This window comes from Corynebacterium sp. UMB4614 (genome assembly GCF_030217065.1).
GTDB lineage: Bacteria > Actinomycetota > Actinomycetes > Mycobacteriales > Mycobacteriaceae > Corynebacterium.
The window spans coordinates 1-13,509 of record NZ_JASONC010000030.1; the positions used below are offsets into that span (position 1 = coordinate 1).

The 13,509-nt window shown below is 65.5% G+C and carries 11 protein-coding genes, 3 tRNA genes and 1 other RNA gene; 6 read left to right on the forward strand and 9 right to left on the reverse strand.

Translation table 11 applies throughout. The features are described from left to right. Window positions 1-188: 188 nt before the first annotated feature. Window positions 189-274: transfer RNA gene (locus tag QP413_RS09345), tRNA-Ser, on the reverse strand. Window positions 275-492: 218 nt separating this feature from the next. On the opposite strand from QP413_RS09345, the gene ffs reads away from it, so the two are divergent. After that, an RNA gene (gene ffs / locus QP413_RS09350) (signal recognition particle sRNA small type) lies at window positions 493-587 on the forward strand. Between the two features lie 21 nt (window positions 588-608). Here ffs and QP413_RS09355 read toward each other — a convergent pair. Further along, window positions 609-1,166: a hypothetical protein gene (locus QP413_RS09355; protein ID WP_284781540.1), complete on the reverse strand. Its 558-nt coding sequence runs from the start codon at window positions 1,164-1,166 to the stop codon at window positions 609-611. A gap of 132 nt (window positions 1,167-1,298) precedes the next feature. On the opposite strand from QP413_RS09355, the gene QP413_RS09360 reads away from it, so the two are divergent. Further along, a complete protein-coding gene (locus QP413_RS09360) occupies window positions 1,299-2,180 on the forward strand; it encodes a crotonase/enoyl-CoA hydratase family protein (protein WP_284781541.1) in 882 nt (293 codons plus the stop codon). Window positions 2,181-2,252: 72 nt separating this feature from the next. On the opposite strand, the gene gluQRS is transcribed toward QP413_RS09360, so the two are convergent. Then, window positions 2,253-3,329, reverse strand: a complete 1,077-nt coding sequence (gene gluQRS / locus QP413_RS09365) for a tRNA glutamyl-Q(34) synthetase GluQRS (RefSeq protein ID WP_284781546.1) — start codon at window positions 3,327-3,329, stop codon at window positions 2,253-2,255. A 34-nt stretch (window positions 3,330-3,363) separates the two neighbouring features. Beyond that, window positions 3,364-4,719 (reverse strand): tRNA guanosine(34) transglycosylase Tgt, encoded by a 1,356-nt coding sequence (gene tgt, locus QP413_RS09370; protein WP_284781542.1) that lies wholly within the window; start codon window positions 4,717-4,719, stop codon window positions 3,364-3,366. Window positions 4,720-4,991: 272 nt separating this feature from the next. Here tgt and QP413_RS09375 point away from each other — a divergent pair, with 272 nt between their 5' ends. Then, complete coding sequence (locus QP413_RS09375) at window positions 4,992-6,638, forward strand: ATP-binding protein (RefSeq protein WP_284781543.1); 1,647 nt, start codon at window positions 4,992-4,994, stop codon at window positions 6,636-6,638. A gap of 19 nt (window positions 6,639-6,657) precedes the next feature. On the opposite strand, the gene QP413_RS09380 is transcribed toward QP413_RS09375, so the two are convergent. From QP413_RS09380 to QP413_RS09395, 4 genes are all read right to left on the reverse strand, one after another. Next, window positions 6,658-9,063, reverse strand: coding sequence for an MMPL family transporter (locus QP413_RS09380; RefSeq protein ID WP_284781544.1), 2,406 nt, complete (start codon window positions 9,061-9,063; stop codon window positions 6,658-6,660). Window positions 9,064-9,196: 133 nt separating this feature from the next. Continuing rightward, window positions 9,197-9,281: transfer RNA gene (locus tag QP413_RS09385), tRNA-Ser, on the reverse strand. 124 nt (window positions 9,282-9,405) lie between these two features. After that, window positions 9,406-9,834 carry a nucleoside deaminase gene (locus QP413_RS09390; protein WP_284781547.1) on the reverse strand — a complete coding sequence of 143 codons (429 nt, stop codon included), beginning with the start codon at window positions 9,832-9,834 and terminating at the stop codon, window positions 9,406-9,408. Window positions 9,835-9,916: 82 nt separating this feature from the next. Further along, window positions 9,917-10,447 (reverse strand): tRNA adenosine deaminase-associated protein, encoded by a 531-nt coding sequence (locus tag QP413_RS09395; RefSeq protein WP_284781545.1) that lies wholly within the window; start codon window positions 10,445-10,447, stop codon window positions 9,917-9,919. Window positions 10,448-10,617: 170 nt separating this feature from the next. On the opposite strand from QP413_RS09395, the gene QP413_RS09400 reads away from it, so the two are divergent. Beyond that, entirely contained in the window at window positions 10,618-11,628 is a 1,011-nt protein-coding gene (locus QP413_RS09400) for a prephenate dehydrogenase (RefSeq protein WP_284781548.1), read from the forward strand. A gap of 34 nt (window positions 11,629-11,662) precedes the next feature. Then, on the forward strand, window positions 11,663-12,151 hold the full coding sequence (locus QP413_RS09405) for a hypothetical protein (RefSeq protein WP_141759484.1): 489 nt from the start codon (window positions 11,663-11,665) through the stop codon (window positions 12,149-12,151). An 89-nt stretch (window positions 12,152-12,240) separates the two neighbouring features. Here the strand turns inward: QP413_RS09405 and QP413_RS09410 are convergent. Then, window positions 12,241-12,313, reverse strand: a tRNA-Arg gene (locus tag QP413_RS09410). A 158-nt stretch (window positions 12,314-12,471) separates the two neighbouring features. On the opposite strand from QP413_RS09410, the gene QP413_RS09415 reads away from it, so the two are divergent. Next, on the forward strand, window positions 12,472-13,449 hold the full coding sequence (locus tag QP413_RS09415; RefSeq protein WP_012361163.1) for a diaminopimelate dehydrogenase: 978 nt from the start codon (window positions 12,472-12,474) through the stop codon (window positions 13,447-13,449). The last annotated feature ends 60 nt before the right edge of the window (window positions 13,450-13,509 follow it).

Genomic DNA, 13,509 nt, shown 5'->3' on the forward strand with positions numbered 1-13,509 from the left:
CCCAACCGAATACCAACACAACATAGGAATCCGGAAAGGGCCCATGAGATAAAAAGGGCCCACCCGGCGACACGCCGGGCAGACACACTTTTTGCTACTTAACCCGCAGCTCCCACCGGATCAGTTCACTGTGCCCCTACGCAACGAACGAAACCCCAGGTAGCGAACTACCTGGGGTTTCCCAACTGCGGAGGATGAGGGATTTGAACCCTCGAGGGGCGTGAGCCCCGCACGCGTTCCAGGCGTGTGACATAGGCCGCTAGTCGAATCCTCCGCTGACTACTATACCCAGGCCCACCAAGCGCACAAAATCCCCAGCGCTCGCAGCATTTCCGACCCCGCGAGGCGAAGCGCACAGCCGACCCTGGAACCGCCGTGAGGCCGGGCTCCAACCCCACTGGAATCAACCCCACGTCCCCGCAAGCCAGCGCCCGAAAGATTGACCCGCACGATCGAGCGTTGGCCAGGGCCGTGGCGATGCGTTATGCTTTAGGCGGATTCCGCGTGGCGTGCATCTTGTGAACTCCCCCAGGGCAGGAATGCAGCAAGGGTCAACGAGCTCTCACGGGTGCGCGGGGTCCTTTTATTTTGCCCAAAAAACTTCGCCGCTACCTGCCAGCCTGCTGATCGCGCGCCCGTTCCGCACGCACGGACGGCACCATCAGGCCCACGAAATTCAGCCCGATCAGGCAACCAACGAGCAGGAAGACCAAGCCCGCAGCCCACAGTCCCGAGGAATCATCGGCGGCAGCCCACAAGGACCACGCGAGCGAGAACCCCGCGGTGAAACCCAGCACAACGCCCAGCGCGCCGGCGAAAAGCCAGCGGGTCCGCAGCGAAAGCATCACCACCGCACACACCGCACCGACACCGCACGCAACCACTTGCCAATCTGCATAGGGGCCACCCATTGGCAGGCCCAGCTGGTCAGGGGTCCAGCTGAGGAAAAGAACCCAGACCACGAGCCCGGCAAAGAAGGCCCACACCCCAGCGCGCACCGTTCCAAGCAGCTTCCGCCGATCGCCACTCGACACCACACCCTGCCCGTTCTTCTGCTCACGGCGTTGCACAAGCCAGGTCGCGAGCAGCTGCAGGCCGAGGGGAAGTGGCCCGACAATGACGTACACCAGCAGTACGCCAAGCACGAGATTGATAACTGAACTCATGGAGCAATTTTACCGCCAAAAGCTCTCCCGGCCGCACTCGCGACCGCGTGATGAAGAACACCTCCCGGGCCCTCGCCACGCAGCTTCCGCAATCCCCCGCGCAGCACCGCACCCGTGGGTTAGCGTGATCCCATGACAGCCCGCAATAAACACTCTTCCGCCGCAGCACCGGACAGCGCCCACAACGACGACCCCGCCTCCCGCCACGGCGAGGTCACGCTGAACGTCGAGGACGGCATCGCCTACGTCACCCTTCGCCGTCCCGGCAAGCTGAACTCGCTCACCCTGTCCGTTCTCGACGACCTGGTCGCCACCGCGCACAAGATCCGACGCGACCGCACGATTCGGGCCGTCATTCTCGCAGGTGAAGACCATAATTTCACCGCGGGTTTGGACTTCGGCTCCGCGTTGAAGACCCCCGCGGGCATCGCCAAGGCCTTCGCTCCCCGGCCGTGGCGCGGTACCAATACCTTCCAGGAGGCGTGTTGGGCTTTCCGTCGCCTGCCCGTGCCCGTCATCGCGGCAGTCGAGGGCTTCTGTTTCGGCGGCGGGGTGCAGCTCGTCGCGGCCGCGGACTACCGCTTCACCACTGCAGACGCCCAGTGGTCCGTGCTGGAGGCCAAGTGGGGCCTGATCCCGGACATGTCGGGGATCTTCTCCCTCAAGCAGCTACTGCCCATCGATACCGCGAAGCGCCTGACCATGACCGGCGAGGTGTTCGACGGCACCCGCGCCGTCGAGCTGGGGCTTGCCTCCGAGGTTGCGGAGGACCCTGCCGGGGCCGCCCGCACGCTGGCCGAGGAGCTGGCAACCCGCTCCCCGGATTCGGTGGCCTACGCCAAGCGCATCATCGACGAGACCTGGACCGCCGGCCCGCGCCGCACCTTCTTCATGGAGCGCGCCCGCCAGGCCCGCCTGCTCGTGGCGAAGAACACCAAGATCGCGCAGAAGGCTGCAGCCAAGGCGCGCGGCGCGGTTGTGGACGCCCGCTTCAAGCCCCGCGAGGTCCGCTAGCCCACGCTCGACGGCCCCCTCCCGTTCCGGACGGTTCCGCCGTTCTTGAGTGCGTTGTTCCCGCGAGGTCCGCTAGCCCAGGTAGGTCACCGGCTCGCGGGAGAGCAGCTCCGGACGGAAGCTCGCCGCCCAACCTTCGAGGATCTCCGCCGGTGACGCGCCCTGCGCCAGGGCGTCGCGCACCCCATTCGGCTCGCCCACCGCCTCCCCCAGCGATTCGCCGATCCACGCCAGGGCATCCTCCACCCCGAGCTCGCGCATCGTCACCGCCCCGTCGCGCTTCGCCAGGCGCTTGCCCTCCGTCCCGAGCACCAACGGCACGTGCAGGTATTCCACCTCCGGCAACCCCAGCAGCCCAGCCAGGTACGCCTGCCGGGGTGCGGAACTCAGCAGGTCATCCCCGCGAACCACCTGGTCCACGCCCGCGAGCGCATCGTCCACCACGACGGCCAGGTTGTACGCATACTCGCTGCCGTCCAGCTGCGCGGTGTTCCCGCCGCGCCGCAGCACCATGTCATCCACCTCGCCGGTATAGGTCCCTTCTTTTAGGACGTCACCGCCCAGCGCCTCCCCGGCAGCGAAGCCTTCGGTGATCGTGTGAGTGGTGACCAGGCTGGCCGGGGTGGCGTCGGAGGAAGAAAGGTTGCCGACCCGCAACCGCAACGCAGGACTACGGCCCGCCTCGGCGAGCTCCGCCCGGCGCGTGGCTCGTTCCGCTTCGCTGAGGTTCCGGCAGGTCCCGGGGTAGGCCCCTGGGGCGGCGTGTGGGGCACGGGAGGCCTCCTGGATGTCCTTGCGCGAGCAGTAGCACTCGTAGACCCGCCCCTGGTCAGCAAGCTTTTGCAGGGCAGCCGCGTAGTGGTCGAGGCAATCGCGCTCGTAGACGATCGGGCCGTCGTGGGTGATTCCGAGTGCAGCGAGGTCCGCGAGCTGCCGGCGGGCGGATTCCTCGGAGGAGCGCTGGGCGTCGATGTCGTCGACGCGCAGGTGGAAGGCCCGGCCACTGTGGCTGGCGAAAAGCCACGCGAGAACCGCGGTGCGCAGGTTGCCCAGGTGCAGGTCGCCGGAGGGGCTCGGCGCGTAACGCCCGGCGCCCCGCGGTGCCAAAGCAGTGCCGCGCTGTGTCAAAGCAGCGTCGCGCTGTGTCAAGGCAGCGTCCTGATGAGTCTCGCCCTCATCCTGCTTAGCCAAGGCGCTGCTCCCAACCCGGCCCGTAGTAGCGCCCCATGAACTCCGCACGGTACTCCTCGAAGCGGCCCTCCAGCATCGCCTCCCGAATGTTGTCCACCAGCTTGATCATGAAGTGCAGGTTATGCAGCGTGCACAGCGTGCCCGCGAGGTATTCCTTCGCGCGCAGCAGATGGTGAATGTAGGCGCGGGTGTAGTTCTCAGACACATAACCGCCAACCTCGGCATCCACCGGCGTGAAGTCGCGCCGGAAACGCGCATTGGAGAGGTTCATCCGCCCATCGAGCGTGTATACCCCACCGCGGCGACCGAGCCGGGTCGGCGCCACGCAGTCGAAGGTGTCCGCACCAGCGGCGATGGCGGTGAACAGGTCATCCGGCTCGGAGATGCCCAGCAGGTGCCGTGGATTGTCGTCCGGGAGCTCCTGGGAGACCCACTCCACGATGGTTCCGAGGTTCTCCTTCTCCAGGGCCCCGCCGATGCCGAAGCCACCGAAGCCGCGCTTGCCCTCCGCCTCGGCCTCCTCAGAAAGCTGCACCAGTCCGCGGGCCGCCTGCCGGCGCAGGTCCTCGTACTGGGCGCCCTGCACCACGCCCCACAGTGACTGCAGCGGCCGGTGGCTACGCAGCTCCGTCTGGCGCTGGTGCTCCTCAAGGCAGCGCTTCGCCCAGCGGTGGGTGCGCTCCACCGACGCTTCCTGGTACTTCCGGGTATTCGCCAGCGTGGTCAGCTCGTCGAAGGCGAACATGATGTCCGCCCCCAGCTGGTGCTGGATCTGCATGCTGACCTCGGGGGTGAAGCGGTGCTTGGAGCCGTCGATGACGCTACGGAAGTCCACCCCGTCCTCGTCCACGATCGCCATGCGCTTCTTCTGCTGCGCGATGACCTTATCCTCGGAGACCTTCGAGTCCATCGCGAGGACCTTCTTGTAGCCCACGCCGAGGCTCATGACCTGGAATCCACCGGAATCCGTGTAGGTCGGCCCGTGCCAGTTCTCGAAGGTGGCCACGCCGCCGGCCTCGTCGACGATGTCCGGGCCGGGCTGCAGGTAGAGGTGGTACGCGTTGGAAAGGATTGCCTGCGCCCCCGCGGATCGCACCTGCTCCGGGGTCAGGGTCTTCACCGTCGCTTTGGTTGCGACGGGGATGAAGGCGGGGGTATTGATGTTCCCGTGCGGTGTTTTAAGCACACCCACCCGACCCTGCGTCAGTCGTGTTTCGCGGTCCCCTTCGCCGGAGTGCGATGCGATCGGGTCGATCACCTCGCCCAGGGGCTTGAGGAGCTCGAAGGACGTATCAGTGGCAAACCCGGCCGCGTCGTGCGGTGGCTGCGAGTGGGATCCGGAAGTCATAACCGACAGTCTAGTGCTCGCCCCGGACATGCCCGTGGCGAACTGCTGGGCGGTGTCCACGAAGGCTCAGTGATACCCCGCGCCGCACGTGGAAAACTCATACTGAGAATAAGACTGGGAATATTTCACAGTGTCATTCCAAGTTTACAAGTATTACTGATACCTATGCGACCTGCACTAACGTCAGTGCTGACCAACGCACACTTTTAAAAACTCCAAGTCTTAGCCCGAAACTCTTGTTTTTAGAGGTTTAAACCTTTAAACTTTCAATCATGACGTGGGATTCGGCACGCATTCAGCAAGAGGTCTCCTGGTTTCGCCTCCGTCAAGGGGACTCAACAACCGTCGAGGTGAAACGCGCTGCCCACGGCCTGCCAGAAAACTTAGGGGCAACAACCTGCGCTTTCGCAAATATGCCCGAGGGCGGAACGATCATCCTTGGCATCGACGAGCGATCAAACTTTGACATTGTGGGAGTGCCAGAACCCGCGAAGCTCGAAGCCGGGATTGTCGATCAGGCGCGCAACGCCATCTCCCCGTGCCCGTACATCAACACGTACTCAGTGAGAATGGGCACCGCCGAAGACGCCCCGACCGTCGTTGTCGCCGAAGTTCAAGGTTTGCCGATCCAGGAAAGACCCGCTCGGTATAAGCATCGCGCCTATCTCCGACAGGCTGATGGCGACTACGAAATGCACGCATCCGACCTGCGGATGATCGAGGCCGCGAAGTCTCCGGAAAACCCCACGGCGGACTACGACATGCGGCCCGTGCCCAACACGTCGGCCAAAGACCTGGACGAAAAACTCGTCCAGCAAGTCGCCAACGACCTGCGCCAAGCGGTGCGCCCCTTCCGGGATATCGACGATGACCTCGAGATTCTCAGGAAAATTACGGCCGTGCTACCCACCGGGGAGCTCAGCGTGGCCGGGTACTACGCCCTCAGTACTTTCCCCCAAGGGGTCTACCCAGCTCTCAGCGTGACCTGTGCGGTCCGGCTCCCCGACGCGCCCCCTTCACACAGCCAGTCGTCCGCAAGAACCCGGAACCTCGAGCGTTTCTCTGGTCCACTGCCCACCCTCCTCGACCAAACGATGGAGTGGATCACCGCTAACCTCAGCACGTATCAGGCCTACCTCGCCAACGGGCACATGGTCGACCGTCCAGAGCTACCGCTCAACGCCATCCGAGAGGCCGTGGCCAATGCACTCATCCACCGCGACTTAGGCCCCGACACCCTCGAAGAGGGCCGCAGTATCGATGTCCGCATTACCCACAAGGCACTCATGATTATGAGTCCCGGTGGGTTGAAATCCCTGTCGGTCAGCCAACTGAAAAGCGACGAGCTCTGGCGCCAAGAAGTGAATCAGCGGCTCTACCGGCTCGCGAGGTCGCTGCGGGATGACGCTGGGCACAGAATCATCGAGGGTGAAGGTGGTGGCGTCCAGACCATCCTGAAATCCCTTCGCGAACAGGGGCTCAAGCCGCCCACATTCGTCGACACGGGTGTGAAGTTCACCGCGTTCTTCTGGCGCGATACCGAACCCCAGCTGCGCCCCGACATGGGTGGCGAGACTGCTGCCCCCGAGACTACTGCCCCGGCGCCGACCGATTCCCAGGCCTCTCCGGCGCCTACGCCGGCCCCCGCCTCAAAGGCAGAGCCATCCCCGCAGCCATCTCCTGCAGCGCAGCCCCTCCCCGATCTGGAGAAGCTCGGCAAGAATGCCCCGGCTGTGTACAAGGCAGTACACACCGCGGCAGTTGGAGGGGCCACGGTAACGCTAAAAAACATCATCGACGCAACCAACCTCAGCGAAAGCCAGGTGAGGTACGCGCTCAAACCACTCATTGAGCGGGAGCTCGTCCACATGCATGGCGGTCAAGGGCGACGCGGTACCACCTACACCGCTGCACGGTAATCGGCTCAGCACCACACGCCTAGCGCTTGGCAGCCTCGCCGATCTCCCCGCTCGCGAAGGCCTTCTCCAGCGCCGAGCCCTCCACATCCACGGTGGGCAGCACCTTGTCCAGCCACTTCGGCATCCACCACGTCCCATTGCCGAAGAGGAACATCAGCGCCGGGACGAACGTCATACGGATGAAGAAGGCGTCGAAGAGCACACCCGCGCCGAGCGCGAAGCCGAAGATCTGAATGAACGGCAACGGCTGGAAAACGAAGGAGGCGAACACGCCGATCATGATCAGCGCCGCCGCCGTCACTACCTGGGCACCCAGCGAGAAGCCACCGATGACGGAATCCTCCACCGCGGTGTAACGAGAACCGCGCGCCGCCGCCTGCGAATCGTGCAGGAAGCGTTCGCGCATGCGGGAGACGATGAACACCTGATAGTCCATGGCCAGGCCGAAGGTCACGCCGATGAGGAAGATCGGCACGAAGCTGACCAGCGGGCCCGGCGAGTGCCACAGATCCCACAGCCCCTCCTGCCAAAACAGCACAGTCACGCCGAAGGCCGCACCCACGGAGAGCAGGAACCCGAGTGCTGCGATGAGCGTGACCACGATGGAGCGGAAAACCATCAGCAGCAGGATCAGCGCCAGACCCACCACGAGCCCCAGGTAGATCGGCATCGCGTCGGCCAGCTTGTCGGTGACATCCTGCTGGATTGCGGTCAGGCCGGTAATGCCGATCGTCGCGCCGGTCGCCGCCTCGATCTCCGCCTGCTGCGCCCGCAGCGTGTGGATCAGCTGCACGGTCCGGTCATCCGTCGGGCCTGCCTTCGGGGTCACCAGCAGCTGCGCTGCGGTTTCGTCCTCACTCATGCCGACGATCTGCGCGTTGACCACGTCCGCGTTCTGCCGCATCTGGTCCGCGGCGTACATGAACGTCGCTTGCGCCGGGCTCGGTTGATTTTCCGACGTCGGTTCCGTGCCGCCACGGTAAGGCTTCAGCGCCTCCGCATCCCCGCGGGCCTCGGAGCCGTCCACCACGACGAGCATCGGGGCGTTCTTGCCGCCGCCGAAGCCCTCTTCGAGCATCTCCGCGGACTTACGCTGCGTGGAGGTGACGTTCGCCGTCTTATCCGAGGGCAGCGCGAGCTCCAGGTTCAGCACCGGGATCGAAAGCCCGGCCAGTACCACCATCACCAGGGCGAGCATGAGCCCGGGCACGCGGTGCACCAGCTTCACCCAGCGCACGCTGAAGGTGTTCTTCTGCTTCTCTGGCGGCACGGCGCGGGCCTCGGTGTCGTGTGGGTCGGCGGCCTCCTTCTTGAACACCCGGTCCCCGAGCACGCCCAGCAGCGCGGGCAGCAGGGTCAGGGCCACCAGCACGGCGATGAAGACATTCGCCGCGGCCGCGTAGCCCATATATGTCAGGAAGGTGATGTTCGCCAGGCGCAGCGAGACCAGCGCGATGATCACCGTCAGGCCCGCGAAGACCACCGCCGAGCCCGCGGTACCGGTCGCCAGGCCAATCGCATCCAGTCGGCTACGCCCGTGCCGCAGCTCGTCGCGGTAGCGGGCCATGATGAACAGCGCGTAGTCGATACCGACCGCGAGGCCCAGCATGAGGCCCAGCGTTGGCGTCATAGAATTCAACGGCACGAAGAAGGTCGCGCCGACCGTCAACAGCGTGCCGATGCCGATGCCGACCACCGCGGTGAGCAGCGGCAACCCGGCGGCGAGCAGGCTGGCGAAGGTCACCCAGAGGATGATCATCGCCACCGCCAGACCGGCGATCTCACTGATCGGTTCGACGGCGACGGGGTCCGCGAAGCCCAGGCCACCGGCCTCGACGGTGAGCCCTGCGTCGCGGGAGATGTTCATCGCGTCGGTGACGGCCTGCCGGTCTTCGTCGGTGACGTCCGCGGGGACGGGGACGTCGAAGCTGAAGCTCAGCACGCCGGTGCGGCCGTCGTCGGACACGGCGCGGAGGGTGTGTGCGTCCAGCAGCGCGGTCTCGCGCGGCAGCCCCATCTCCATTTCCTGCTGGACGAGCTCCTTCTGCAGCCCGTCGTTCATCGTCACGGGGTTGTGCAGCTGGAGGGTGTCGCCGAGGTTCTGGACGTCCTGCTTGATGGCTTCGACGGTGCGGTCCATCGCCGCCATGTACTCGGGGTCCTTCAGCTGCTTGCCCTCCGGGGCCTGGAAGACGACGTTGACGATCGACTCCTCGCCAGGGTCACCCATCTCAGGGAACTTCTCCTGGAGCAGCTCGGTGGCGTGAGTGGAGGGCATGTCGTCGATTTCGAAGACGTCGTTGAAGCCCTTCTGGCCAGTGAGCGCGGCCGCGCCAATGCCGACGAGGACGACCAGCCAGATGCCGATGGCGAGCCACTTACGAGTAAACGACCAGCGTCCGAGGTGAAACAGGAACTTCGCCACGAGCTAAGGGGCCTTCCATGCCGGGAAAAGGGGTATCGCTCCCAGCCTAGTGGGTCGTGGCTTAGGTGCCCTAAGCGTGTATTAGCCGCTGGGCAGAAAAAATCCCCGTCCGGGAAGGACGGGGATCGTGTTGCGGTGGTGGAGGGATTTGAACCCTCGGAGGTTTTACCCTCACTCGCTTTCGAGGCGAGTACCTTCGGCCGCTCGGACACACCACCAGGATCACAGCCAGGTGGCCATGAAAACCTTCGATAAGAGTAGCAAAACCGCACCCGCGCCCCAAAAGGCAGGCCACGGGTTCGGCGCCGACCTCTGCCGGTGGCGCCCCGCCACCGCGCGGCGCTAGCGGAGCTTCTCGAAGAAACCCCGCAGGAGCTGCTCGCACTCCGGCTGCAGCACGCCTCCGCGCACCTCTGCCTTATGCAGCGGCGCCTCCCGCGGCAGGTCCCACACGCTGCCGCAGGCCCCGGTGCGCGGCTCGTAGGCGCCGAATACGATGCGGCCCACCCGCGCCCCCAGCGCAGCTCCCGCGCACATCGCGCACGGTTCCAAGGTCACGACCAAGGTGCAGCGCTCCAGCCGCCAGGAATCTCCGAGAGCTCGGACCGCCTGCCGCAGCGCGAGGACCTCCGCGTGCGCCAGCGGGTCGGCGTCCTGCTCCCGACGGTTCGTCGCGGTAGCCAGGAGCTGACCGTCGGCGTCGACGACCAGCGCACCGACCGGTACATCCCCCGGCGGCGTGGAACGGGCGACGTCGATGGCCTGCCGCATCAGCTCCTCGTCAGCGACGTGCCCACCCTGCCGCGGCAGACCGCCCCCGATGAGACGTTCCGGCCCGGCGGGGCTACCTGGCTCAGTCGTCATCGTCCTCGTCATCAGGCAGGTTCGCGTCCAGAAGGTCGGAGAGCTCCTCGTCGAAGCCGAGCTCCTCGGCAACGCAGATCAGCTGCTCCGCCGGGTAGTACTCCGGATCGTCGAAGACAACCGTGAGCAGTTGCTCGGAGACGCCCAGGTCCTCCAGCATGTCGAATTCGCCCTCTGGCCAGGCGGCATCGTTCTCGTCGGCCTCGTCGGCCTCCTCCTCGGTGGGAGTGTCGACGTCCAGCTCGTCGAGCATGTCAGTCGCCAGGTAATCGTCGATCGCCGCGGTGGCGTCCGACATCAAAATCCCTACTCCACCAGGGACGGGGCGCACGATCGCGCACCAGGAGTCCTCGATGCAGACTAGACCAAGAACGGCACCTTCGGCGCGTTCGCTGCGGAGGTGGTCGACGAGGCTCTCGAGGGAATCGGTCGCATCATCAGGCAGCTCGCGCAGCGCCCAGCCGTGCTCGGTGCTGGTCGCCACCACAGCGATCGTGTCGAAGGAGTCAGTGTTACTCATGTTTCGGATTTTAGCCGGTCGCGGGGCGCGAGTCTGCACCGCTGGGGCACCCGCTGTGGCCAGCACTCCGGCCGCCTCGTGGGCTCTCGCAGTCCCCGGCGCGCGTCCGGGGCTTATGAGAGAATTAAAGCGTGAGTACGCAGCATGAATCCCAGCCCACCCGTCACCCTCTGCACCCGTCGCCGGGCACCCCGACCGCGTTCGAGCGCTTCCCGGTGTGCGTCCTCGGGCTGGGGCTGATCGGCGGCTCCCTGCTGCGCGACCTCGCGGACGGCGGTTGGTCCGCGTTCGGCTGGAATCGTTCCGCGAAGACGGTGGAGCAGGCCGCCGAGGATGGTTACGACGTCTCCGGGGACCTCTCCGCGACCCTGCAGCGCGCGGAACGGGAGGACGCCCTCGTCGTCCTGGGGGTTCCTGCTCCTGCCCTGCCCGAGATTTTGGACGCCGTCGGCCAGCACGCGCCGAGCGTGGGCCTGACCGATGTGACCAGCGTGAAGGGCGAGGTCCAGGCGCTGGTCGAGGATCGCGGGATGGCGGATCGCTTCGTCGGCGGACACCCGATGGCAGGAACTGCGCATTCGGGCTGGCGGGCGACCCTCAACGGGCTCTTCGACGGTGCCGTGTGGGTGGTCGCCTACGACCGGGCCGTCGCTGAGAACGAGCCACCGCGCGCGTGGTTCACCACCTTTGAGCGGGTGGTGCGCATGGCGGAGGCTACTGGTGCGATCACGATCCCGAGCCGCTCGGGCGCGCACGACCGCGCGGTGGCACGGATTTCCCACCTGCCGCATGTTTTCGCCGAGACCTTGGCGATGGTGGGCGACCAGGGCGGGCCACTCAGTCTTGCCCTGGCTGCCGGGTCCTTCCGTGACACCACCCGGGTGGCTGGCACTGCCCCGTCGCTGGTCAGAGCCATGTGCGAAGGCAACCGGGATGCACTGATCGAGTGCTTCGACGAGGCCCTTGAGATCCTCAACCAGGCCCGCGAGGAGCTGGAGCACAAGGACCTCAGCGCGCTGACGGAGGCTGGCTACGCCGCCCGGAAGCGCTACGAGGCCACGACCAAGCACGGGGATGCGACGGATCCGCGCCCCGTGATTCGTGTGAGCCCCGGCGCGAAGGACTGGGTGGATCAGCTGCTCAGCGCGGAGTCCATCGGCGCGCGCATCGAGATTTTCTAGCCCCTCCGGGCTCGCCAGAAAGTGAAATTTTAACATGACCACACTGCAAAGTCGCAGGTCCAAGCGAGTTGGAAGCGTTGTCTTCGCAGCCGCCCTCACCCTTGGGCTCGCGGCCTGCGGGAACAATGCAGGGGACGGTGGCCAGGGGGCGACGTCCTCCTCAGCGACGTCTACCAAGGCAGCATCCACGGAAAAGACGACGTCCCGCGACAAGACCAGTAAGAAACCTGCGCCGACCCGAGGGCAAGCCGCGACGGAGCCTGCGCCGCAGCAAACTCCGCAGAACAGTCCAGCCCCGGCCGCAGGTCAGGGCACGGCACCACTCATCGGCCACACCGAGGCACCAGGCCAGGTGTCCGCGACGCCAATGAATAAGACCCTGTCCCACTGCGGAGACATCCACCTCCACCAAGTAGGCACGAGCTTCTTCACCGACGGGACCTCCGGCTGGACGCAGACTTGCTACTCCCAGATGCTTTCCCAAATGGAAGCCGAAGGCGTGGATATCTCAATTTACGAGTAGTGCGCGGGTCAGCCTGCGGGGGGCAGCCCGGCGCGGAAAGCAAGAAACCCCTGGTGGGGCCGAAGCCACCAACCAGGGGTTTGAACTCGTGCGCCCGAAGGGATTCGAACCCCTAACCTTCTGATCCGTAGTCAGATGCTCTATCCGTTGAGCTACGGGCGCAACAGGGCATAACTATACATGCCACCCCACAGAAGCGACAAATCGCAGCTCCACGCACCAAAAAATGGAATTTTTGCGTGCCTAAACCTAGTGGTGGCCCGAATAATCGGCGTAACGTTGAAGGCCGACAACAAGCCACTCCAACGAAAGGAACACGCATGGCGACAATCAAGGCCGGCATCGTGGGGTACGGCAACCTCGGAAAGTCCGTCGAAGCCGTCATCAAGCAGACCAGCGACATTGAACTGGTGGGCGTCTTCTCGCGCCGCGACAGCCTCGACACCGACGCGCCGGTCATCCCCGTTGCAGACGTGGCTGAATACGCAGACAAGATCGACGTTCTCTACCTCTGCCTCGGCTCCGCCACCGACATCCCGGAGCAGGCACCGGAGTTCGCGAAGTACGCCTGCACCGTGGACACCTACGACAACCACCGCGACGTCGCCCGCCACTACTCCGCGATGCAGGACGTCGCCGAGAAGGCCGGCAACGTCGCCGTCGTGTCCACCGGCTGGGACCCGGGCATGTTCAGCCTCAACCGCGTGTACGCAGCCGCCGTGCTGCCGGGCGCGCAGCAGAACACCTTCTGGGGCCCAGGCCTCTCCCAGGGCCACTCCGACGCCCTGCGCCGCATCGAGGGCGTGGCCTCCGCCGTCCAGTACACCCTCCCGGCCGAGGAAGCCCTGGACAAGGCTCGCCGCGGTGAGGCCGAAGGCATCACCGGCAAGAACGCCCACAAGCGCCAGTGCTTCGTCGTCCCAGAAAGCGACGACGCCGCACTGAAGGAGCGGATCGAGAACGACATCCGCACCATGCCGGACTACTTCGTGGGCTACGAGGTCGAGGTGAACTTCATCAGCCAGGAGGAGTTCGACAAGAACCACACCGGCATGCCACACGGCGGCCACGTGATCACCACCGGTGAGCTGGGCGCGACCCGCACCCACCACACCGTGGAGTACACCCTGGAGCTGGACCGCAACCCAGACTTCACCGCAGCCGTGCAGGTCGCATACGGCCGCGCCGCCCACCGCCTGAAGGAGTCCGGCCAGACCGGCGCCTTCACCGTGCTGGAGATCGCACCATACCTGCTGAGCGAGAAGTCCCTGGAGGACATGCTCCGCGAGGACGTCTAAGCGCCGCACCCCGCCGCCAGGCTGGCGCGGAAACACAAGAAGGGCCGCCACGGGATGAAC

What these genes read in the sequence shown, in the direction of transcription:
- QP413_RS09355 (WP_284781540.1), bottom strand. Translation starts at nt 1,166, where the DNA reads ATGAGTTCAGTTATCAATCTCGTGCTTGGCGTACTGCTGGTGTACGTC.
- QP413_RS09360 (WP_284781541.1), top strand. Translation starts at nt 1,299, where the DNA reads ATGACAGCCCGCAATAAACACTCTTCCGCCGCAGCACCGGACAGCGCC.
- tgt (WP_284781542.1), bottom strand. Translation starts at nt 4,719, where the DNA reads ATGACTTCCGGATCCCACTCGCAGCCACCGCACGACGCGGCCGGGTTT.
- QP413_RS09375 (WP_284781543.1), top strand. Translation starts at nt 4,992, where the DNA reads ATGACGTGGGATTCGGCACGCATTCAGCAAGAGGTCTCCTGGTTTCGC.
- QP413_RS09390 (WP_284781547.1), bottom strand. Translation starts at nt 9,834, where the DNA reads ATGCGGCAGGCCATCGACGTCGCCCGTTCCACGCCGCCGGGGGATGTA.
- QP413_RS09395 (WP_284781545.1), bottom strand. Translation starts at nt 10,447, where the DNA reads ATGAGTAACACTGACTCCTTCGACACGATCGCTGTGGTGGCGACCAGC.
- QP413_RS09405 (WP_141759484.1), top strand. Translation starts at nt 11,663, where the DNA reads ATGACCACACTGCAAAGTCGCAGGTCCAAGCGAGTTGGAAGCGTTGTC.
- QP413_RS09415 (WP_012361163.1), top strand. Translation starts at nt 12,472, where the DNA reads ATGGCGACAATCAAGGCCGGCATCGTGGGGTACGGCAACCTCGGAAAG.